Source organism: Prevotella nigrescens (assembly GCF_031191185.1).
Taxonomy (GTDB): Bacteria; Bacteroidota; Bacteroidia; order Bacteroidales; family Bacteroidaceae; genus Prevotella; species Prevotella nigrescens.
The window spans coordinates 447,474-469,273 of record NZ_CP133465.1; the positions used below are offsets into that span (position 1 = coordinate 447,474).

At 43.1% G+C, this 21,800-nt stretch carries 18 protein-coding genes; 12 read left to right on the forward strand and 6 right to left on the reverse strand.

Annotated elements, in window-relative coordinates; genetic code table 11:
- Positions 1 to 156 precede the first annotated feature (156 nt).
- The 4 genes from RDV52_RS03980 to RDV52_RS03995 all read right to left on the reverse strand — a co-directional run bounded on the left by RDV52_RS03980 (position 157) and on the right by RDV52_RS03995 (position 4,889).
- Positions 157 to 912 carry a succinate dehydrogenase/fumarate reductase iron-sulfur subunit gene (locus RDV52_RS03980; protein WP_004363853.1) on the reverse strand — a complete coding sequence of 252 codons (756 nt, stop codon included), beginning with the start codon at positions 910 to 912 and terminating at the stop codon, positions 157 to 159.
- Between the two features lie 45 nt (positions 913 to 957).
- Positions 958 to 2,940, reverse strand: a complete 1,983-nt coding sequence (locus tag RDV52_RS03985) for a fumarate reductase/succinate dehydrogenase flavoprotein subunit (RefSeq protein WP_004363855.1) — start codon at positions 2,938 to 2,940, stop codon at positions 958 to 960.
- A 23-nt stretch (positions 2,941 to 2,963) separates the two neighbouring features.
- A complete protein-coding gene (locus tag RDV52_RS03990) occupies positions 2,964 to 3,662 on the reverse strand; it encodes a succinate dehydrogenase/fumarate reductase cytochrome b subunit (RefSeq protein WP_004366966.1) in 699 nt (232 codons plus the stop codon).
- A 759-nt stretch (positions 3,663 to 4,421) separates the two neighbouring features.
- Positions 4,422 to 4,889 carry a DEAD/DEAH box helicase family protein gene (locus tag RDV52_RS03995; protein ID WP_115098577.1) on the reverse strand — a complete coding sequence of 156 codons (468 nt, stop codon included), beginning with the start codon at positions 4,887 to 4,889 and terminating at the stop codon, positions 4,422 to 4,424.
- A gap of 106 nt (positions 4,890 to 4,995) precedes the next feature.
- Between RDV52_RS03995 and mnmG the strand changes: the two genes are divergently transcribed.
- The 6 genes from mnmG to deoC all read left to right on the forward strand — a co-directional run bounded on the left by mnmG (position 4,996) and on the right by deoC (position 11,420).
- On the forward strand, positions 4,996 to 6,867 hold the full coding sequence (mnmG, locus tag RDV52_RS04000) for a tRNA uridine-5-carboxymethylaminomethyl(34) synthesis enzyme MnmG (RefSeq protein WP_040557068.1): 1,872 nt from the start codon (positions 4,996 to 4,998) through the stop codon (positions 6,865 to 6,867).
- A 58-nt stretch (positions 6,868 to 6,925) separates the two neighbouring features.
- On the forward strand, positions 6,926 to 7,456 hold the full coding sequence (locus RDV52_RS04005; RefSeq protein WP_004366961.1) for an adenine phosphoribosyltransferase: 531 nt from the start codon (positions 6,926 to 6,928) through the stop codon (positions 7,454 to 7,456).
- Between the two features lie 313 nt (positions 7,457 to 7,769).
- Positions 7,770 to 9,605, forward strand: coding sequence for an excinuclease ABC subunit UvrC (gene uvrC, locus RDV52_RS04010; RefSeq protein ID WP_004366960.1), 1,836 nt, complete (start codon positions 7,770 to 7,772; stop codon positions 9,603 to 9,605).
- A 30-nt stretch (positions 9,606 to 9,635) separates the two neighbouring features.
- Entirely contained in the window at positions 9,636 to 10,088 is a 453-nt protein-coding gene (dtd, locus tag RDV52_RS04015) for a D-aminoacyl-tRNA deacylase (protein ID WP_004366959.1), read from the forward strand.
- Positions 10,089 to 10,092: 4 nt separating this feature from the next.
- Complete coding sequence (locus RDV52_RS04020; RefSeq protein WP_004366958.1) at positions 10,093 to 10,461, forward strand: nucleotide pyrophosphohydrolase; 369 nt, start codon at positions 10,093 to 10,095, stop codon at positions 10,459 to 10,461.
- A 47-nt stretch (positions 10,462 to 10,508) separates the two neighbouring features.
- Positions 10,509 to 11,420 (forward strand): deoxyribose-phosphate aldolase, encoded by a 912-nt coding sequence (deoC, locus tag RDV52_RS04025; RefSeq protein WP_004366957.1) that lies wholly within the window; start codon positions 10,509 to 10,511, stop codon positions 11,418 to 11,420.
- A 570-nt stretch (positions 11,421 to 11,990) separates the two neighbouring features.
- Here the strand turns inward: deoC and RDV52_RS04030 are convergent.
- Positions 11,991 to 12,968: a polyprenyl synthetase family protein gene (locus RDV52_RS04030; protein WP_004366956.1), complete on the reverse strand. Its 978-nt coding sequence runs from the start codon at positions 12,966 to 12,968 to the stop codon at positions 11,991 to 11,993.
- Between the two features lie 89 nt (positions 12,969 to 13,057).
- Here RDV52_RS04030 and polA point away from each other — a divergent pair, with 89 nt between their 5' ends.
- From polA to RDV52_RS04055, 5 genes are all read left to right on the forward strand, one after another.
- The gene (gene polA, locus RDV52_RS04035) at positions 13,058 to 15,823 is read left to right on the forward strand and encodes a DNA polymerase I (protein WP_040556916.1); all 2,766 of its coding nucleotides are present in this window, start codon (positions 13,058 to 13,060) and stop codon (positions 15,821 to 15,823) included.
- Positions 15,824 to 16,183: 360 nt separating this feature from the next.
- Positions 16,184 to 17,431, forward strand: a complete 1,248-nt coding sequence (locus tag RDV52_RS04040) for a peptidase U32 family protein (RefSeq protein WP_004366953.1) — start codon at positions 16,184 to 16,186, stop codon at positions 17,429 to 17,431.
- Between the two features lie 26 nt (positions 17,432 to 17,457).
- The gene (locus RDV52_RS04045) at positions 17,458 to 17,922 is read left to right on the forward strand and encodes a DoxX family membrane protein (RefSeq protein WP_004366951.1); all 465 of its coding nucleotides are present in this window, start codon (positions 17,458 to 17,460) and stop codon (positions 17,920 to 17,922) included.
- A gap of 20 nt (positions 17,923 to 17,942) precedes the next feature.
- A complete protein-coding gene (locus tag RDV52_RS04050; protein ID WP_004366949.1) occupies positions 17,943 to 18,365 on the forward strand; it encodes a SufE family protein in 423 nt (140 codons plus the stop codon).
- Positions 18,362 to 18,919: an RNA methyltransferase gene (locus tag RDV52_RS04055; protein WP_004366947.1), complete on the forward strand. Its 558-nt coding sequence runs from the start codon at positions 18,362 to 18,364 to the stop codon at positions 18,917 to 18,919. The genes RDV52_RS04050 and RDV52_RS04055 overlap by 4 nt, the downstream gene beginning before the upstream one ends.
- A gap of 36 nt (positions 18,920 to 18,955) precedes the next feature.
- Here RDV52_RS04055 and pncB read toward each other — a convergent pair whose 3' ends face one another.
- The gene (gene pncB / locus RDV52_RS04060) at positions 18,956 to 20,176 is read right to left on the reverse strand and encodes a nicotinate phosphoribosyltransferase (RefSeq protein WP_004366945.1); all 1,221 of its coding nucleotides are present in this window, start codon (positions 20,174 to 20,176) and stop codon (positions 18,956 to 18,958) included.
- Positions 20,177 to 20,310: 134 nt separating this feature from the next.
- Here pncB and cysS point away from each other — a divergent pair, with 134 nt between their 5' ends.
- Positions 20,311 to 21,798, forward strand: coding sequence for a cysteine--tRNA ligase (gene cysS, locus RDV52_RS04065; protein ID WP_004366943.1), 1,488 nt, complete (start codon positions 20,311 to 20,313; stop codon positions 21,796 to 21,798).
- The last annotated feature ends 2 nt before the right edge of the window (positions 21,799 to 21,800 follow it).

Genomic DNA, 21,800 nt, shown 5'->3' on the forward strand with positions numbered 1-21,800 from the left:
AATAATAAAATAATAAAATCGTTGGTTCACAACTATTTTTTAAGCATCTAACCATAATATTTACTATTTAAAAATCCCACAAGGCTTATGCTTTGTGGGATTTTAATATAAGCTGAATGAACTTTAAAAGCCATTCAAAACTTTACAGTAATTGCTTTAGTCGGCAAGTTTTGCTTTGATAAACTCGCGGTTCAAGCGAGCAATGTTAGCAATAGACTCGTTCTTTGGACACTCTGCCTCGCACGCACGGGTGTTTGTACAGTTACCAAAGCCGAGTTCTTCCATCTTCATAATCATAGCCTTTGCACGTTTAGCCGATTCTATTTTGCCTTGTGGCAATAGTGCCAACTGGCTTACTTTAGAAGAAAGGAAGAGCATTGCCGAACCGTTCTTACATGCTGCAACGCAAGCTCCACAACCAATACAAGTTGCACAATCCATAGCCTCATCGGCAGCTTCTTTTGATATAAGAATAGCATTTGCATCTTGTGGCTGACCTGTACGAATGCTTGTATATCCGCCAGCTTGTATAATTTTATCAAAAGCTCCACGGTCTACCATGCAATCCTTTATTACAGGGAAAGCAGCAGAACGCCATGGTTCTACGGTTATCACATCTCCATCGTTGAAACGACGCATATAGAGCTGGCAAGTTGTAGCCCCGGTTGCAGGTCCGTGTGGGTGTCCGTTGATATAAAGTGAGCACATTCCGCATATTCCTTCCCGACAGTCGTGGTCGAAGACGAAAGGTTCTTTGCCATCTTCGATAAGCTGTTCGTTGAGAATATCCAACATTTCGAGGAAAGACGTATCTCCAGGAATATCCTTCATCTCGAAAGTATCAAAATGACCTTGTGCAGTTGGTCCGTTCTGACGCCATACTTTAAGCGTAAAACTTATTATCTTTTCCATTACGTTGATTTCTTTTAAATTGTTGCAAAGCAACCTTGACCTAAATTAGTTCTTGTAGTTACGTGTCTGAACCTTGATAGCCTCGTATTCGAGTGGTTCTTTTATAAGTTCTGGTTCTGCATCGTCGCTACCTTTATATTCCCAGCAACCTACGTAGAAATAATGTTCGTCGTCGCGTTTGGCTTCTCCTTCCTCGGTTTGATATTCTTCGCGGAAGTGTCCACCACAACTTTCGTTGCGCGATAATGCATCGTAAGCAACAAGTTCGCCAACCAAAATGAAATCGCGAAGGTGAATTGCCTTATCGAGCTCTACATTCAGCCCGTCTTTGCTTCCTGGAATGAACAGATTTGTATCGAACTCTTTTCTTATTTCCTTCATTTTCTGCAAACCAGTCTTCAAACCTTCTGCAGTACGCCCCATTCCTGCGTATTCCCACATAATACGACCAAACTCCTTATGCAGAGAATCTACACTTCGTTTACCTTTTATGTTCATAAGTCGGTCTATTTCTGCCTGAACTCCCTTTTCTGCTTTTTCAAATTCAGGGTGATCGGTAGGAATTTTTGCCCACAAAGCTTGGTCGGCTAAGTAGTTTTGTATAGTATAAGGTAATACGAAATATCCATCTGCCAAACCTTGCATCAATGCAGAAGCACCAAGACGGTTGGCACCGTGGTCAGAGAAATTACATTCGCCAATGGCGAAAAGTCCTTTAATCGTGGTTTGCAATTCGTAGTCTACCCATATTCCACCCATTGTATAGTGGATAGCTGGGTAAATCATCATTGGATTGTAATACTTGACACCATTAATTTCCTTTGCTAATTCGCCTGGATTAACGTCGGTTATCTCTTCGTACATATCGAAAAGATTACCATAACGCTGGCGGATAACGTCTAAACCAAGACGGTTTATACTTTCAGAGAAGTCGAGGAACACAGCCAAACCAGTGTTGTTTACACCAAAACCGTGGTCGCAACGCTCTTTAGCTGCACGAGAAGCAACATCGCGTGGCACTAAGTTTCCGAAAGCCGGGTAGCGACGTTCCAAATAATAGTCGCGATCTTCTTCCGGAATATCAGAACCTTTCTTTGTGCCTGCCTGCAATGCCTTTGCATCTTCTATTTTCTTTGGTACCCAAATACGTCCATCGTTACGCAAAGATTCTGACATCAATGTTAGTTTCGACTGTTTATCACCGTGAACAGGAATACAAGTTGGGTGAATTTGAACGTAAGCAGGATTTGCAAAATATGCTCCTTTACGATAACATTGTATAGCTGCAGTACAATTACAGCCCATTGCATTGGTAGAAAGGAAGTAAGCATTGCCATAGCCACCTGTAGCTATTACGACTGCATTGGCAGAGAAACGCTCAAGTTTACCGGTTACTAAGTTCTTTACTATAATTCCACGTGCATGATCGTCTACAATTACAACGTCTTCCATCTCATAACGTGTGTAAAGTTTCACACGACCATCGTGTACTTGCTTGCTCAATGCAGAGTAAGCTCCGAGAAGAAGTTGTTGTCCTGTCTGACCCTTTGCATAGAATGTACGTGATACCTGTGCACCACCGAAAGAGCGATTTGCCAACATTCCACCATATTCGCGCGCAAAAGGAACGCCTTGTGCCACACACTGGTCGATAATGCTGTTTGAAACTTCAGCCAAGCGGTAAACATTTGCCTCGCGAGCGCGATAGTCGCCACCTTTCACTGTATCGTAAAACAAGCGATAAACAGAGTCGCCGTCGTTCTGATAGTTCTTTGCAGCATTAATACCACCTTGTGCAGCAATAGAGTGTGCACGACGTGGTGAGTCCTGAATACAGAAATTGTAAACAGTAAAGCCCATTTCTCCAAGCGAAGCTGCAGCACTGGCACCTGCCAAGCCTGTTCCAACTACAATTACATCGAGCTTTAATTTATTCTTAGGATTAACCAAACGCTGGTGAGCCTTAAAGTTGGTCCACTTCTCTGCTACTGGTCCTTCCGGAATTTTTGAATCTAATATTTTAGCCATAATCTTGTATCGTTCTATTAGAATTATTGAATTAAACAACAAGCACTATGAAGACTTGGTGCACAACTAAATGTGAAAGCAAGCACTACAATCAGGAAACCTAACATGAGAAGTGTGGTGTAAACCAAGCCTATCATCTTCCAACGCTTGAACCAAATCTTGCCATTTACACCGAGAGTTTGCATAGATGACCAGAAACCATGTGAAAGATGGAACCAGATAGCGCAAAGCCAAACAATGTAAAGCACCACGAAAACCGGGTTCTTAAAGGTTTCCACAATGTAAGCATAGCCATCTGTTGGCCCATACTTGGCTTCAAAGCCCACAATTTCAGCAAACATCATGTTGTACCAGAAGTTGAACAAGTGGAGCAACAAGCCCAAAAGAATAATAATTCCCAATACCAACATGTTCTTTGATGCCCATTCTACCTTAGGACTTGAACCGTTTACAGCATAACGCTCGTTACCACGTGCGCTGCGATTTTGTGCTGTAAGAATAAATGCGTAAACGATATGAGCAACTGTAAGTGCTCCTAAAGCAATTGTAGCTACTACCGCATACCAATTCGCACCAAGAAATGCACAAATCATATTGTAAGCCTTTTCAGAAAAAAGCGCAACAATATTCATCGACATGTGGAATGTCAGGAATAGAATAAGTGCAATACCAGTTACGGACATCACAACTTTTCTACCAATAGAAGAATTGATTAACCACATAAATTGTTTTGTTTTTTAATATTTAAACTGTTAGAATTAATTTGCAACACGGAACGAGCGCATAAGCTAAAAAGGCATACCATAAAAAGCATACTTATTATAGCAGATACCCAAAAGTTGGTATTAAATGCACATATATTCGGTGCAAAAATACTATAAAATAATGACAAGGCGAAGCTTTTTAGGGGAAAAACGGCTATGGAAAGCCTATAAATGTGTAATATTGACAAAGTCTAAACAAGCATTTAAAACAAAATGTTATTTAATTGGAACACAGAACATTTAAAACTAAATTAATAAAAAAGACTGTTCAGCTATCGTTTTACGTTTGTAATGCTGCTTTCTGTATCGTTTTGCATAAATAACATGGTTTTCTCTATCCATAACAACCTGTTAGGATTTAAAATTAAGACGAATGGCATATATAGAAAAATATAGAAAAACAGCAAAAAAACACTTTATTAAGCTATTAAAAATCAGTTTATTATAAGGACTTAGAAAAATATAATTATAAAATTTAAAATTGTAATTAAAAAAAATAATTTTATAATTAAAAACTCAGAAGGATATTATTAATTATTGCTCACCTACTTGTTCTACAAGTTACAAGAAAAGAAGTTTCTGTTTGTTACTGCTACTTTGTTGGAGAGCGTAAAGGCTACTTTCTTCGGTTACACCCACAAACAGAATTCTGTCTGCCATATCGCAGATATATTTGTTGCGTTCTAAAGCTGTTGATTTCGTATTCGAAGCATAAAATTAAGACCTATGCCCATCTTTAAACTCTAAATACTTACGGTTGTTCTTAGGGTCGGTCTTCGCATAGTTATCTTTAATAAATGTACGTGTTCTGCGGATAAGGAAAAGTTTCATTAGTTCTTGCCAATCTTCTTGACAGTCGCTGTGTTCGAAAGCCTTTATATTTCTGTTAAAGCCGTCGTGTTTTTCTGAAAATGCCCTTTCGCCTCCAATCTGACGAATATAAGCTTCGGGGCAAATGCCTAAATCTGTATCGTCGCCAATAAAAAGTCGTAGCTGTGCACTTAAATCTTTATAGTGTTTATTATAAGGTGTAACCGTAAGCAATAATACTTTACAGTCTTGTTTCTGAATAAGTTCTCTGATATTGCGATAACATGTACCTTGATTGTTACTGAGATTATGGCTTTCGTCTACAATAATGAGTTTATAATAGCGCGCATTGTCTACATCTAAAGGCTTAGCCATCGACATTATAAATGATGTCTATAATCAATGTAGTAATATGATGAATTTGTACTACATAATTCAATTAAATTTCTTACTTTTGCCGAAAAATAAACGAAGAATGAGTATTACATTCAAATACGATGTATTAGTTATTGGTGGCGGTCATGCTGGTTGTGAAGCTGCAACGGCAGCAGCAAACATTGGTGCAAAGGTATGTTTGGTTACAATGGACATGAACAAAATTGCCCAAATGAGCTGCAATCCTGCTGTAGGAGGCATTGCAAAAGGGCAAATTGTGAGAGAAATTGACGCTTTAGGCGGACAAATGGGACTTGTTACTGACGCCACTGCTATACAGTTTCGCATGCTCAATCGATCAAAAGGACCTGCTGTTTGGAGTCCAAGAGCACAATGTGATAGAGAGAAATTCATAACAGAATGGAAAAGAATACTCGATAAAACCGATAATCTTGACATTTTCCAAGACCAAGCTGAAGAACTTATTGTAAAGGACGGATGCGCTATAGGAATACGTACAATTTGGGGAATTGAACTTTTCGCACGCTCGGTTGTAATAACAGCTGGGACATTTCTGAATGGTCTTATGCATATTGGTAAACGGCAGGTTGAAGGTGGACGATGCGCAGAACCATCTGTACACAACTTAACAGAAAGTATTACGCGCTGGGGAATTCGTAAGAACCGTATGAAGACTGGCACTCCTGTACGTATAGATAAACGGTCAATTCATTTTGATGAAATGGAAGAACAGCCTGGCGAAAACGATTATCACCAATTCTCATTCATAGGTCCATGCAGACCACTTCCACAATTACCATGTTGGTTATGTAACACAAATGAGGAAGTACACAATATATTACGAAAAGGAATACCCGACTCTCCCCTATTCAACGGACAAATCCAAAGTATCGGACCACGATATTGTCCATCAATAGAAACTAAACTTGTTACTTTCGCAGAGAAGAAATCACACCCACTGTTTCTTGAGCCAGAAGGCGTTGATACAAACGAAATGTATTTAAACGGATTTTCTTCTTCGATGCCGTGGGAAATCCAATTAGAAGCATTAAGAAAAATCCCTGCATTGCGAGATGCCAAAATCTATCGACCTGGATATGCTATTGAATATGATTATTTTGATCCAATACAATTGAAACCTACGTTGGAATCGAAGATTATTAAAGCACTATTCTTTGCCGGACAAGTGAATGGAACCACTGGTTACGAGGAAGCAGGAGGACAAGGATTGGTTGCTGGTATTAATGCAGCATTATTATGCGTAGGCAATAACACCTTTACGATGAAACGTGACGAAAGCTATATCGGCGTATTAATCGATGATTTAACAACAAAAGGAGTAGATGAACCCTACCGAATGTTTACTTCAAGGGCAGAATACAGAATATTACTTCGCCAAGATGATGCCGATGCGCGATTAACAGAGAAAGCCTATAAACTTGGCATAGCAACACGGAAACGTTATAATTGGTGGGTAGAAAAGAAAAGCTATATAGAGAAAATCATTAATTATTGCGATGAAACGTCGATTAAACCAAACGAAATTAATGGATATTTAGATAGTATCAATAGTTCTGCAGTACAAGGTTCGATTAAAATTTCTGGACTTATAGCACGCCCAGATATAAGTTTGTACAACTTAACAAAACATCTACCACGACTTAAAGAGGTCTTAGAATCATTCCCAAATCGTAAAGATGAGATTACAGAGGCAGCCGAAATAAAGATGAAATATAAAGGTTACATTGAGCGTGAACGTACTTTCGCAGAAAAGATGCGCCGCCTCGAAGATATTAAAATAAAAGGACACTTTGATTATAGCACTATACACGACCTTTCAACAGAGTGTCGTCAGAAGTTAGAACACATACAACCAGAGACCTTAGCACAGGCAAGCAGGATTCCAGGAGTAAGCCCAAGCGATATAAATGTCCTCTTAGTACTTATGGGAAGATAGCTGCTAAAAGTTCCACGTGTAACAATTAACAAGAATATCAATATATAATTAATTGAAAATGAATAAGAAAATACTACTCGACAACCTACGGTGCATACCCGATTGGCCCATTAAAGGTGTGAACTTTCGCGACGTTACCACCTTATTTAAATCGCCCGAAGCTCTTAAAGAGATAACGGACGAAATGTATGAACTATACAAAGACAAAGGAATAACTAAGATTGTAGGAATCGAAAGTCGTGGTTTCGTAATGTCGTCTGCACTTGCTCTGCGCCTTGGAGCAGGCATCGTGCTCTGTCGTAAGCCCGGAAAGCTGCCTTGCGAGACTGTGCAAGAGAGTTACGCAAAGGAATATGGCATCGACACAATAGAGATTCATAAAGATGCAATCAACGAAAACGACGTTGTCCTGCTGCACGACGACTTGCTTGCTACAGGCGGAACGATGCGTGCTGCATGCAATCTTGTAAAGAAATTCAAGCCTAAAAAGATCTATTGTAACTTTATTATAGAACTCAAAAGCGAATTTCCCAATAGCCGTAGCACATTCGACAAAGATATAGGAATTTCCTCTTTACTGCAATTCTAAGTAAAATTGATGATGGGCGGGAACTTCGTTGCCTCTTTCAGAATCCTTACTTTGGTGAACAAAACAAATGCTTTTACGTTTCAGAATAGAGATATCTGACCTTTGCAAGAGCCAGAACACACAAATGGACCGAAAGACACAACATAACCGTCTTTCGGTTTTCGCAGTCTAAAAGCAATTGGGAATTTGCTTAAGAGAATAAGATTTCCTCCTTAGTACAACGAGAAAGGTATATGGCAAGTGCGAAATGGCAGTCTTGTTTCACGTGAAACAAGAAAAGCATAAAACACTTTAATATAAAGAAGTTAGACGAATGACAAAAGAAGAGAACGATAAACGATTGGCTTATCTTAAGAACATAGTATCGAATTTGCCCAACAAGCCGGGCACATATCAATACTATGACAAAGAGCACACCATTATTTACGTGGGCAAAGCTAAGAATTTGAAGAACCGAGTGTCGTCTTACTTCCATAAAGAAACCGACCGCTTCAAGACAAAAGTGTTGGTTTCTAAAATCTATGATATAACTTACACGGTTGTAAATAGCGAGGAAGATGCGCTGTTGATAGAAAATCAGCTTATAAAACAATATCAACCGCGCTACAATGTGCTGCTAAAAGACGGCAAAACCTACCCCAGCATCTGCATAACCAACGAATATTTCCCGCGAATATTCAACACTCGCACCATAAACAAGCGGTATGGCAGCTTCTATGGTCCTTACAGCCACATCAGCAGTATGTATGCCATACTCGAAATAGTAAAGAAACTCTATAAGCCGCGCACGTGTCGGTTCCCCATAACAAAAGAAGGAATAGAGCAAAAGAAATATAAACCCTGCCTGGAATATCACCTTGGGAACTGCGACGCGCCTTGCATTGGCAAGCAATCGTACGAAGATTACCAGCAAAATATGGCTCAGGCACGTCAAATACTGAAAGGTAATACACGCGAGGTGCAACGCTTAATGAAAGCCAAAATGGAGGAATGTGCTGCAAAATTGCGCTTTGAGGAAGCAGAAGTGTACAAACAACGCTACCTTGCACTTGAGAATTTCGCTGCCAAAAGCGAGATAGTAAGCTACACAATAGCCGATGTAGATGTCTTCTCTATTGTGAACGACGACAGTAAGAAGAACGCTTTCATAAACTATCTGCACGTTACAAACGGTGCCATCAACCAGAGTTTCACTTTCGAATACAAGCGTAAATTAGAGGAAACAGATGCCGAACTGCTCAACGAAGCTATTCCAGAGATTCGTGAACGCTTTAAAAGTACGGCGAAAGAGATTATCGTTCCCTTTGAATTAGACTTTCATATAAAAGACGCAACCTTCTTCATTCCACAGCGAGGTGACAAGAAACACTTGCTCGAACTGTCGGAAATGAACGCAAAACAGCATAAGTTCGACCGCTTGAAGCAGGCAGAGAAGCTCAATCCAGAGCAGCGACAAACACGCTTAATGAAGGAACTGCAAGACCGTTTAAAGCTGCCCAAGCTGCCCTACCAGATAGAATGTTTCGACAACTCGAACATTTCAGGCACCGATGCAGTAGCCGCCTGCGTGGTATATAAAGGCATGAAGCCTTCGAAAAAGGACTATCGGAAATACAATATCAAGACTGTTGTAGGTCCAGACGATTATGCGTCTATGCAAGAAGTGGTGCGACGACGCTACAAACGTATGGTGGAAGAAGGCATGCCCCTACCCGACCTCATCATAACCGACGGCGGGAAAGGGCAGATGGAGGTTGTCAGAGAAGTCGTCGAAGACGAATTGCAACTCGCTATTCCTATTGCAGGATTGGCAAAAGACAACCGCCACAGAACCAACGAACTGCTTTACGGATTTCCACCACAAACAATCGGCATTCCAACCAAGTCCGAACTCTTCAAAGTTCTCACACAAATACAAGACGAGGTGCATCGTTTCGCCATATCATTCCACAGGGATAAACGCTCGAAACATCAGCTACACAGCGAATTAGACGATATAAAAGGAATCGGAAGCAAAAGTAAAGAACAGCTATTGCAGCGGTTTAAGACTGTAAAAAAAATTAAAGAGGCTGATATTCAAGAACTTACAGAAGTTATTGGCAGCACGAAAGCAATGCTGTTATACAATTATTTCCACTCAAAGCCCTAATAATCAAAATAAAATAAGTACATTTGCGATATGAGAATTGTAGTTCAACGTGTAAAGCACGCATCGGTAACCATCGATGGAAACATAAAATCGGCTATCCAAAATGGCTTGCTCATTTTACTCGGAATTGGCGAAAACGACGACGAAAGCGACATTAAATGGCTTGTAAACAAGGTTGCAAGTCTGAGAATCTTCGACGATGAACAAGGCGTAATGAACAAAAGCGTGATGGATATAGGCGGCGAAGCCCTTGTTGTTTCGCAGTTTACGCTTATGGCAAGCTATAAAAAAGGAAATCGTCCAAGCTATATTCACGCTGCCAAACACGAAAAATCTATCCCTCTCTACAAGCGTTTCTGCGAAGAATTGAGCCGTGCTATGGGCAAGTCTGTGGGCGAAGGAGAGTTCGGTGCCGACATGAAAGTGGAATTGCTGAACGACGGTCCCGTTACAATATGTATGGACACTAAAAACAAAGAATAACAAAATGCACGACGAATTAAGCATCAAAGAAGCGCAAAAGCTCGTCGATAAATGGATTCACGAGTATGGTGTGCGTTACTTCAGCGAGCTCACCAACATGGCTTGCCTTACCGAAGAGGTGGGCGAACTGGCGCGTGTAATGGCTCGTACCTACGGCGACCAGAGTTTCAAGGAAGGCGAAAAGCACAATATCGGCGAAGAAATGGCAGATATTCTGTGGGTTCTGATGTGCTTGGCAAACCAAACGGGCGTAGACCTTACGGAGGAACTACAAAAGAGTTTCGACAAAAAGACAAAGCGAGACAAAGACAGACACAAGCAAAACAAGAAGCTAACGAAGGCGGAAACGCCCGAAAAAACAGAAGAATCATAACAAAAAACCAAAAACGAAGTATTATAATAAACAAACAATAAGACATTATGCAAAACAATAAAGGTAACATTCAAACTACCAGTAAGTACGATGAAATGCTGAAACAATACAACCTTGACATTACAGACGAGGAAGTAAAGGCAGCAGTAAAAAAGATTATTGAAGAGAAAGTACCTGAGAACGACACCTTAGACGTTAAGAAATTCCTTCTCGGAAGTGTCGAATTAACTACTCTCAAGACCACAGACACAGAAGAAGAAGTGCTCGCAATGGTCGAGAAAGTGAACAAATTTGCACAGGAATACCCTACTCTTCCACACGTTGGAGCTGTTTGTGCTTATCCGTGCTTCACAAAACTCATTGCCGATAGCTTAGAAATAGATGGTGTAGACATAACAAACGTAACAGGAAACTTCCCATCTTCTCAAACATTCCTCGAAGTTAAGACCATCGAAACGGCACTTGCCATCAAGGACGGTGCCACACAGATAGACATTGTATTGCCTGTGGGCAAGTTCCTTTCGGGCGATTACGAAGATGTCTACGACCAAATCAGCGAACTGAAGCAGACCTGCGGCGACATACCTATGAAGGTTATCCTCGAAACAGGCGACCTCAACAACGTCCGAAACATAAAGATTGCTGCCCTACTCTCTATGTTTGCAGGTGCCGATTATATCAAGACAAGCACCGGTAAAGAGAAGATTAGCGCAACTCCGGAGGCTGTTTACGTGATGTGCACGGCGATTAAGGAGTTCTACGACAAAACCGGCGTACAGATAGGACTAAAGCCTGCGGGCGGCATAAACACCGTTATGGACGCCATTATCTTCTATACCATCTACAAAGAAGTTCTCGGCGAGAAGTGGCTCACCAACTATTGGTTCCGCCTTGGCACCAGTCGTCTCACCAATTTGCTGCTCAGCGACATTGAAGGCAAAGAGGTTAAGTTCTTTTAAACCTCCGTTCAAACAATACAAAAATCCTGATTTCAACGCAGAAATCAGGATTTTTTATTTCTTAAATTCAATAGAACGGCATTGCTTTATATATACATTCATCAGAAGAAACGATAACATTGCAGTTGGTCTTATTGAGGTTCCATAAAGCCAAAAATACAGCAATGTTTCCCACTATATAAGCAGAAAAACTGTAAAAAGTATGTAAATATTTTTCACAAGAATATCTATTACTTAACTACCTTATTATCAATACTTTCCAAAACCTATTGTTTTACATTCTAAAAGCGTAGGTTTTGCACGGTAAAAGCGGCTCTTTTGCAACGCAAAACCTACGCTTTTGCAATGCCAAATCGAAATTACCATTTTTCTCACGAATTATCTTTACAAAACGAACGTAAAATACCGTTATTGCCATTCCTGTATGGCGTAGTTGCATTCGTGTATTCAACTGCCACATTAAACGGATAATTCTTACTGTCTTATTAGAATGGTTGCCTATAAAAAACATCTGCGGGACAACCCTTAAACAGGCTATCCCGCAGACACTTTACTATATTTGCAATTGTTTTAGTTCTTCCGTTGAATCACAAAATCCAAGTAAGCCTTCAGCGCACGGGCTATTGCTCCATCGTGTACGCAGTTTGAAACGAACTGAAAAGCCTCGCTGTGAAACTCCAACATCTTCTTTTCTGCATATTCTATACCCCCACTTTCTTTTGCAAAAGATACCAATTGGGCGATTTCATCGGCATTTACCGTACCTTCTTTCACCTTCATTGCCAACGCCATCATTTGCTTGTTGCCTGTCGATTTCAACGCATAAATAACAGGAAGCGTCAGCTTTCCTTCCAACATATCGTTGCCTGTGGGTTTTCCTATCTCGGTTGAATCGTAGTAATCGAATATGTCATCGCGTATCTGGAAGATAATTCCGATGCGTTGTCCGAACAGTCTTGCAGCCTCAACATCGCTTTCCAATGCGTTGCCAGCCTTTGCGCCAATCGCCGCACACGCCTCAAACAGAGCCGCCGTCTTCTGGTTTATTACCTGATAATATACTTCTTCCGATATTTCCTGATTAGAAATGTTGGTCAGCTGCAATATTTCACCGTTGGAAAGCGTGCGCCCCAACTCTGCAAGGTCGCGCACAATGTCTTCCGACTGCGTATAAGCCACATTCAGCAGTGCCGTAGAAAGAATGTAGTCGCCCACCAACACTGCCACCTTGTTGTTATAAGTGGCATTCACCGATGCCTGTCCTCTGCGCTCTCCGCTTTCGTCCACCACGTCATCGTGCACCAGACTGGCAGTGTGCAGCAACTCCAATCCAACGGCAGCGTGCTGCGCCACGAACGTAACTTCGCCGAAATTCTTTGCCATCAGCAACATCAGCATTGGGCGCATACGCTTTCCTCCCCTGTTCCGTATATGCTCCAACGCACTCGAAAGCAGCCCTTCTTCGTGCATTAACGCTTTGTTAAACAGTGAGATAAAGTCGTTTAATTCCTGACTAATCGGTTCTTTTATAATCGACAGATAATCCATTCAAAAATTATTTTGATACAAAAATAATGAATAATATCGGTAATTATGGCATTTTTTTAGTAATTTTACCCTTAAATAATATTTTTACAATGGACAAACTGTTTCTCATCGACGCTTACGCACTTATCTATCGGTCGTATTATGCCCTCATCAGAAATCCGCGTATCAACTCAAAAGGAGTGAATACATCGGCTATTATGGGTTTCTGCAACACGCTGAACGAAGTGCTGACAAAGGAAAATCCCACACACATTGCCGTGGCTTTCGACCACGGACTCACCTTCCGACACGAGGCATTCCCCGAGTATAAGGCACAAAGAGAGGAAACACCCGAAGACATAAAGCTGTCTGTTCCCTACATAAAGCAAATTCTTGAAGCCATGCGCATACCTATCCTGCAAGTCGATGGCTTCGAGGCGGACGACATTATCGGTACGGTGGCAACGCTGGCAGGCAGCAAGGGCATTACCACTTTTATGCTTACGCCCGACAAGGACTACGGTCAGCTTATCCGAGAGAACGTCTATATGTATCGTCCAAGGCATGGCGGAGGGTACGATGTGGTGGGTATGAACGAAGTTGAAGACAGATACGGTATCCCTACCCCAGCCCAAGTAATCGACCTCTTGGCACTTATGGGCGACTCTGCCGACAACTTTCCGGGTTGTCCGGGTGTGGGCGAGAAGACCGCTGCAAAGCTTATCAACCAGTTTGGGTCTATCGACAATATGCTCGAACATACCGACCAGATAAAAGGAAAGCTAAGAGAGAAAGTGGAAGCTGCCGTCGATGACATAAAGATGTCGAAGTTCCTGGCAACCATTCGCACCGATGTTCCAATCAATATGGAATGGGACGAACTGAAGATAGAACAGCCCGACGAAGACAAGCTACGCGAAATCTTCACCGAATTGGAGTTCAAAACACTCCTTAATAAATTTGTTAAAGGTAATCAAAAAGCGCAAAAAAGCGATAATTTGCAGCTCAATTTATTTGCAGAAAATGCGCCCGAAGATGCAGGCGACGCAAAAAAAGCCCCTTCCTGCAGCCTTTCAGCAGTGCCACACAATTACAAACTAATTGAGAATGAGCAAGAAGCGCGTAATGTTTGTGATTATTTCTTTACAAGAGAGTTCCTATGTTTAGACACAGAAACCACGTCGGCGGACGCCATCGATGCAGAATTGGTGGGTTTAAGCTTCTCGGTTGCCGAAAAAGAGGCATTCTATGTAGCCGTTCCTGCTAACCGTGAAGAAGCCTTAAAGATAGTAAATATATTCAAACCACTATACGAAGACGAGTCAATTCTGAAGATTGGACAGAACATTAAATACGATTACGAAGTTCTGCACAAATATGGCGTAACGTTAAAGGGCAAGTTGTTCGACACGATGATTGCACACTATCTTATCCAACCCGAGCTTCGGCACAACATGGACTACATGGCGGAAACGCTTTTGAACTATAAAACCATTCCAATAGAAAGCCTTATCGGTGCCAAAGGGAAGCAACAACAGAAGAACATGCGCGACCTGCAGCCGAGCGAAATCTACGAGTACGCTTGCGAAGATGCCGATATTACGCTGCAGTTGAAGCACGTGCTCGAACCGAAACTGAAGGAAGTGGAAGCCGAAAACCTATTTTGGAACATAGAAATGCCGCTCGTGCCCGTGCTCGCCGATATGGAACTGCACGGCGTACGCTTAGATACGGCTGCCTTAGAAGAAACTTCGCGCATCTTTACGCAACGCATGAACCAATACGAACAGGAAATATACGAACTCGCAGGCGAAAGTTTCAACATCTCAAGTCCCAAGCAGGTGGGCGAAATGCTGTTCGGAAAGTTGCAGATAATGGAGAAACCGAAGAAGACAAAGACAGGACAGTATGTTACAAGCGAAGAAGTATTAGTGAGTTTGGAGAACAAACACCCCATTGTACATAAGATATTGGAATACAGAGGCATTAAAAAGCTGCTCAGCACCTATATCGATGCTTTGCCAAAACTTATCAAACCCGAGACAGGACATATACACACGTCGTTCAATCAGGCACTTACGGCAACGGGCAGACTGTCGTCGAGCGACCCAAACTTGCAGAATATCCCCGTCAGAACAGACGACGGCAAGGAAATCCGCAAGTGTTTCATACCCGAATCTGGCTGCGAGTTCTTCTCTGCCGACTACAGTCAGATAGAACTTCGTATCATGGCGCACCTCTCGGAAGACGAAAACATGATGGAAGCCTTCCGCAAAGGGTTCGACATTCACCGTGCTACGGCTGCCAAAATATGGCACGAAGATATGGAAAACGTAACCGACACACAGCGAAAGAAAGCCAAACAAGCCAATTTTGGCATCATCTACGGCATTACTACTTACGGTTTGGCACAGCGAATGGACATTCCGAACGGCGAAGCAAAAGAGCTGATAGACGGATACTTCAACACTTTCCCGAAGGTAAAGGCTTATATGGAGCGTGCGAAAGAAGAAGCACGGAAGAAGGGTTACGCCGAAACCATCTTCCACCGTCGCCGTTACCTTGCCGACATCAACAGTCGGAACGCAACTGTAAGGGGGTTTGCCGAGCGCAATGCCATCAACGCCCCTATACAAGGTTCGGAAGCCGACATCATAAAGGTGGCTATGGTGCGCATCTGGCAACGTTTCAAGCGCGAAAACATACGCTCGAAAATGATTTTACAGGTACACGACGAACTCAACTTCTCGGTATTTCCCGACGAAAAAGAACGAGTAGAGCGCATCGTGATAGAAGAAATGCAGAATGCCTACCCGCTCAACGTTCCCCTGATAGCCGATGCTGGTTGGGGAGAAAATTGGCTCGAAGCGCACTAAAATGGTGTAAATATTTTTCGCAAGCGCATCTATTGCGTAACTATCTTGTTATCAGCGCATTGCAAAACCTATTGTTTTGCATTCCAAAAGCGTAGGTTTTGCACGGTAAAAGCGGCTCTTTTGCAACGCAAAACCTACGCTTTCGCAATGCCAAATCGAAATTACCGTTTTTCGTTGGAATTATTTTTACAAAATTAAAGCGATTTCCACGGATTCATTTAAAGGTTCCTAGATTTCCTAAGAATACTAGAAATACTATTTGGAAAAACTTTCCTCGATAAACGAATTTTATGGGTTTGGCGCGCAAATCGTAATCATTCTCATTATTTTGTAGTAACTTTGCCTACGTAAAAGATAAGTATGGATATACAAGAATATGAAATAATGGCACCTGTTGGCTCACGCGAAAGTCTCGCAGCAGCCATTCAGGCAGGAGCAGGCTCTATATACTTCGGTATTGGGCAGCTTAATATGAGGTCGCATTCTGCCAATCACTTCACCATAGAAGACTTGAAAGAGATTGCAGAAACGTGCAACGAACGAGGCATAAAGACCTATCTCACGGTAAATACCGTTATTTATGGCGAAGACATCAACGCTATGCGCGAGATTATTGATGCGGCAAAGGCTGCCAATATCACCGCCGTCATCGTCAGCGACGTAGCCGTCATGGTGTATTGTCGCCAAGTGGGTATGGAAGTACACCTGTCTACACAACTCAATATATCGAACATCGAGGCGTTGAAATTCTATGCGCAGTTTGCCGATGTGGCAGTGTTGGCACGCGAACTGAATATGGAACAGGTGGCAGAAATATACCGACAGATTGAAGAACAGGACATTCGCGGCCCTCGTGGCGAATTGGTACGCATAGAAATGTTCTGCCACGGTGCTTTCTGTATGGCTATTTCGGGTAAATGCTACATGAGTCTGCACGACTCGAACCGCTCTGCCAACCGTGGACAATGCACACAGATTTGCCGCCGTTCGTACACCGTTACCGACAACGAAACAGGTAATCAACTCGAAATCGACAATAAATACATAATGAGTCCGAAAGACCTGAAAACCATTCGCTTCATCGACAAGATGATGAAGGCAGGCGTAAGGGTCTTCAAGATAGAAGGACGGGCACGCGGTCCCGAATATGTCTACGAGGTTGTAACGTGCTACAAGGAAGCCATACAAAGCGTACTCGACGGCACTTACACCGAAGAGAAGAAAGACAAGTGGGACGAACGCTTATCAACCGTGTTCAATCGTGGTTTCTGGGACGGCTACTACCAAGGCCAACGCTTAGGAGAATGGACAAAAAACTACGGCAACAAGGCTACGGAAAAGAAAGTTTTGGTGGGCAAAGTTATGAAATACTTCTCTAAACTCGGCGTGGCTGAAATTGCAGTGGAGGCTTCTGAGATAGAGAAAGACCAGAATATGCTCATCACAGGACCCACAACGGGCATTATGAAGTTCGATGCAAGCGAAATACGCTACGACCTAAAGCCTGTTGAAAAGGCAGAAAAGGGGTGGCGAGTGTCTGTCCCCGTGCCCGACAAGGTGCGTCCGAACGATAAGGTTTATAAACTTCTGAAGACAAATATAGAGTAAAAAACGCAAACAAAAAACGATAAATCATGATAGAACTACGACAAATTGCCAAACTGTTCCTACGTCTTACCGTAGCCGCATCGATGCTTTCGTCGGTAGCCGACCGCTTCGGAATATGGGCAAAGGAACTCTGTATGTGGGGCGATATGGACAAATTCGTCGCCTATACACAATCGCTGATACCCTATATTCCTGCCGATGTTGTGCCTGTATTGGCGTGGACAGCTACCGTACTTGAAGTTTTGTTCTCGCTCTGCCTGCTTCTCGGACTGAAATTAAAGTGGACAGCATCGCTTACAGGACTGATGATACTTGTCTTTGCCATCGCAATGGCAACGTCTGTGGGCATTAAAGCACCGTTAAACTATTCGGCTTTCACCGCTTCGGCAGCAGCTTTCGGCATACTCGCCTGCGGAAATGGTATATGGGAAGTGGATAACCTGATTGGCAACCGACGCCATAAAGGCCGTCGTATTCAGATGATTAGATAAACAAGAAACAGAATAGGAAGATGACAATCAACGAAATACAAGACGAAATAATAGAAGAATTTGCCGAGTTTACCGAATGGATGGATAAGTACCAAATACTTATCGACCTCGGCAACGACCTCAATGCACTCGACCCAGCCTATAAGAACGACCAGAATTTAATAGACGGTTGCCAGAGCCGCGTGTGGCTGCAATGCGATATTAAAGACGGTAAGCTGGTGTTTACAGCCGATTCTGACGCGCTTATCACCAAAGGTATCATTGCCCTGCTCATAAGGGTTGTAAGCGGACATACACCAAAAGAAATACTCGATACCGACCTTTATTTCATCGAACGCATAGGTTTGCATCAGCATTTATCGCCTACACGCAGCAACGGACTGCTGTCGATGGTGAAGAAAATAAAGGCTTACGCGTTGGCATTCAATATGAAAGGCGAGTGAGAAAGCTACGTACCATAGAAATGAACCGCCTCTCGCTTGAGGAATTTAAGCAGAGTCGGAAGCTCCCGCTCGTTGTCGTGCTCGACGATGTGCGGTCGCTTTACAACGTTGGTAGCGTGTTTCGTTCGTGCGATGCCTTCCGTATCGAGGCGATTTACCTCTGCGGAATAACGGCTACACCTCCCAATGCAGAAATACACAAGACGGCTTTAGGAGCTGAAAACTCTGTCGATTGGCAGTATTTCAGCAATGCTGAAGATGCTGTAACACAGCTGAAAGACAATGGTTACTTCGTTTACAGCGTCGAACAGGTAGAGGGTTCAAACGCATTGCAAGACCTTTCGGAGCATATTTCGCCCATCAATAACGATGCAACTACCCAAAAGCATTACGCCGTAGTACTCGGAAACGAAGTAAAAGGTGTGCATCAATCGGTTGTAGACCTAAGCGACGGTTGCCTTGAAATACCCCAGTTCGGCACGAAACACTCTCTAAACGTAAGCGTTACAGCAGGTATCGTGGTCTGGGAGTTTGCCCGCGCACTGCTGTTGTAAATATTTAGGCAGTATAAAAACAAAACAATCGCAACCCTACCCTATCATCATTTGCAAGTAAGCACACTTCTCTGGATTACCGAGAGTCTTACCTTTGTCGCACGAAAGCTTCACACAGTCGTGCCATTCACGGTTCTCCGTTATGCGCATTCGGGTGAGTTTAACGACAATATTCATTGGTTTCACGTTCTCAACATCGCAGGTCAGGAAGGTTCCCATGCCGTAACTGTCCTTCACACGCCCATCTACGTAGTTGTGAATTTCTATGGCTCGGTCGATGTTTAAGCCATTGCTGAACACCACTTGCTTGGTGGCAGGGTCGATGCCGAGCGACTTATACTTTGCAATAATCTTCTCTAACTGTTCTTCTTCCACGCCGCTGTCCACACGCAAACCGGTGAACATCATCGCCATACGCTTGGAAAGGTTGCTGAAGAACACTTTGTCGCCGAAGCAATCGTAGAGATAAATACCGTTGTCGCCATCGTAAACGTCGCTGAATTTGCGCATTACATTGAAGTTACATTCAAATATTCCACTCACACATTCTTCAAATTCGATAATCTGATGGCTCATTGTTCCAATGGCGATAAGGTCGTATCGCATCGCAAGATAAACGTTGCTCGTTCCTGTAAAACGCCCCGTCCAAGGGTGAAAGCCGTTATCATCGGTATAGCCACCTTGCCCGTAGACTTCCTTCATCGTACGAATGACCATATTCTGGTGGTCGAACGACATACGGCGGCGCGTACCCATATCGCCTAAAATCAACCCATTTGAAAGAATTTTACGCGTCTTTTCCACACAACGTTCATACTCTCGCTTAGGATTATAGGCGGTTATATGCCCCTGAAGATTGTGCATCAACTCCGAAACAATGCTTAAAATGGGCATCTCCCACATAATGGTAGAGTACCATTTACCACGCACTTTTACGTCTAAATGCCCTTCCTCGTCTTGCGTAACCGTAAGTTCGTGAGGGTTGAAGCGATAACCTCGAAGGAAGGTAAAGTACCATTCGGGCAGATAATACATACGTTTCTTCATGAAAGCAATCTCTTCTTCCGTGATAATCACGCTGGGCATGTATCCCAACTGTTCGTTCAGCAGCTCGGCAAACCCCTTCGGATAGACAGTTTCATTGCGGTCGAAGAATGTATATTCCACTTCGGCACGAGGATATGTCTGCAGTATGTAGTACTGACAACTGAACGTGTAAGCGTCGTTATCGGTGAAATGTTGAATTATTTGTTGCATATTCTTTCTCTAATTTCTGCCTCGTTACTAAGGCATTACCCCTTGCAAAGATAATAAAACTTAATGGATAAGTAGGCTAACTCCTATTTATTTTGTACATTTGCACCTAATATTAATGATAAAGAACTGAACAAATGCAGAATTTAGTTATATATAATACGCTGCATCGGCAGAAGGAACGCTTCCAACCGATAGCTGCTCCCAATGTAGGAATGTATGTTTGCGGCCCTACTGTATATGGCGACCCACACTTGGGACACGCCCGTCCGTCGATAACATTCGATATTTTGTTCCGTTATCTGCAACACATTGGCTACAAAGTGCGCTACGTTCGCAACATAACCGACGTAGGACACTTGGAACACGATGCTGATGACGGCGACGACAAGATAGCAAAGAAGGCACGATTGGAACAGCTTGAGCCCATGGAAATTGCACAGTTCTACACCAATCGTTACCACGACGCAATGCGTGCACTTAACGTTCTGCCTCCATCAATAGAGCCTCGCGCCACAGGACACATCATTGAGCAAGAGGAACTCGTGAAGGAGATAATGGAAAACGGCTACGCTTACGAAAGCAACGGCAGCATTTACTTCGATGTAGCGAAGTACGACAAGGACCATCGCTACGGTGTACTGTCTGGTCGTAACCTTACTGATATGATAAACAACTCGCGCGAGCTGAACGGCGTGGGCGAAAAGCGAAACCAAGTAGACTTCGCATTGTGGAAAAAGGCTATGCCTGAACACATCATGCGCTGGCCTTCGCCTTGGAGCGACGGCTTCCCAGGCTGGCATTGCGAATGTACGGCAATGGGAAGAAAGTACCTTGGCAAGCATTTCGACATTCACGGCGGTGGCATGGACTTGGTTTTCCCACACCACGAGTGCGAAATTGCACAGGCTGTGGCATCGCATGGCGAGGAAATGGTGAAGTATTGGATGCACAACAATATGATTACCATCAACGGACAGAAGATGGGCAAGTCGCTCAACAACTTCATTACGTTGGAGCAATTCTTCACAGGCAACCACGAAACCTTGCAACAGGCTTATTCGCCTATGACCATTCGCTTCTTCATTCTGTCTGCTCACTACCGCGGAACGGTAGACTTCTCGAACGAAGCCCTGCAAGCCGCACAGAAAGGATACGAAAGACTGATGAACGCCATAGAGGATTTGAAACGCATTCAGACCGCTGCAACAAGCGACGAGAATACCAAGAAGTTCGTTGCAGCATTGCGCCAAAAGTGCTACGATGCGATGAACGACGACCTTATGACACCTGCTGTCGTCTCAAATCTGTTCGAGGCGTGCCACATAGTGAACCTGCTTATCGACCATAAAGCGCAAATCAACGAAGAAGACTTAAAGGAACTCAGCGAAACGATGCGTCTTTTTGCTTTCGATATTCTTGGTTTGGTAAACGAACGTGGTGCCAACAACGACGCACGCGAAGCTGCTTACGGCAAAGTAGTAGATATGGTGCTCGACTTGCGTGCGAAAGCAAAAGCCAATAAAGACTGGGCTGTAAGCGACCAGATACGCGACGCTCTTGCCGAAGCTGGTTTCCAAGTGAAAGATACCAAAGACGGCGTAACTTGGAAGTTGGATAAATAAAA

Excerpts from the sequence above, each read along its gene's own strand:
- RDV52_RS04040 (WP_004366953.1), top strand. The coding sequence starts at position 16,184 with ATGGATATACAAGAATATGAAATAATGGCACCTGTTGGCTCACGCGAA.
- dtd (WP_004366959.1), top strand. The coding sequence starts at position 9,636 with ATGAGAATTGTAGTTCAACGTGTAAAGCACGCATCGGTAACCATCGAT.
- RDV52_RS04050 (WP_004366949.1), top strand. The coding sequence starts at position 17,943 with ATGACAATCAACGAAATACAAGACGAAATAATAGAAGAATTTGCCGAG.
- RDV52_RS03990 (WP_004366966.1), bottom strand. The coding sequence starts at position 3,662 with ATGTGGTTAATCAATTCTTCTATTGGTAGAAAAGTTGTGATGTCCGTA.
- RDV52_RS04045 (WP_004366951.1), top strand. The coding sequence starts at position 17,458 with ATGATAGAACTACGACAAATTGCCAAACTGTTCCTACGTCTTACCGTA.
- cysS (WP_004366943.1), top strand. The coding sequence starts at position 20,311 with ATGCAGAATTTAGTTATATATAATACGCTGCATCGGCAGAAGGAACGC.
- RDV52_RS04020 (WP_004366958.1), top strand. The coding sequence starts at position 10,093 with ATGCACGACGAATTAAGCATCAAAGAAGCGCAAAAGCTCGTCGATAAA.
- RDV52_RS03980 (WP_004363853.1), bottom strand. The coding sequence starts at position 912 with ATGGAAAAGATAATAAGTTTTACGCTTAAAGTATGGCGTCAGAACGGA.
- polA (WP_040556916.1), top strand. The coding sequence starts at position 13,058 with ATGGACAAACTGTTTCTCATCGACGCTTACGCACTTATCTATCGGTCG.
- RDV52_RS04030 (WP_004366956.1), bottom strand. The coding sequence starts at position 12,968 with ATGGATTATCTGTCGATTATAAAAGAACCGATTAGTCAGGAATTAAAC.
- pncB (WP_004366945.1), bottom strand. The coding sequence starts at position 20,176 with ATGCAACAAATAATTCAACATTTCACCGATAACGACGCTTACACGTTC.
- RDV52_RS03995 (WP_115098577.1), bottom strand. The coding sequence starts at position 4,889 with ATGGCTAAGCCTTTAGATGTAGACAATGCGCGCTATTATAAACTCATT.
- uvrC (WP_004366960.1), top strand. The coding sequence starts at position 7,770 with ATGACAAAAGAAGAGAACGATAAACGATTGGCTTATCTTAAGAACATA.
- RDV52_RS04005 (WP_004366961.1), top strand. The coding sequence starts at position 6,926 with ATGAATAAGAAAATACTACTCGACAACCTACGGTGCATACCCGATTGG.
- RDV52_RS03985 (WP_004363855.1), bottom strand. The coding sequence starts at position 2,940 with ATGGCTAAAATATTAGATTCAAAAATTCCGGAAGGACCAGTAGCAGAG.
- deoC (WP_004366957.1), top strand. The coding sequence starts at position 10,509 with ATGCAAAACAATAAAGGTAACATTCAAACTACCAGTAAGTACGATGAA.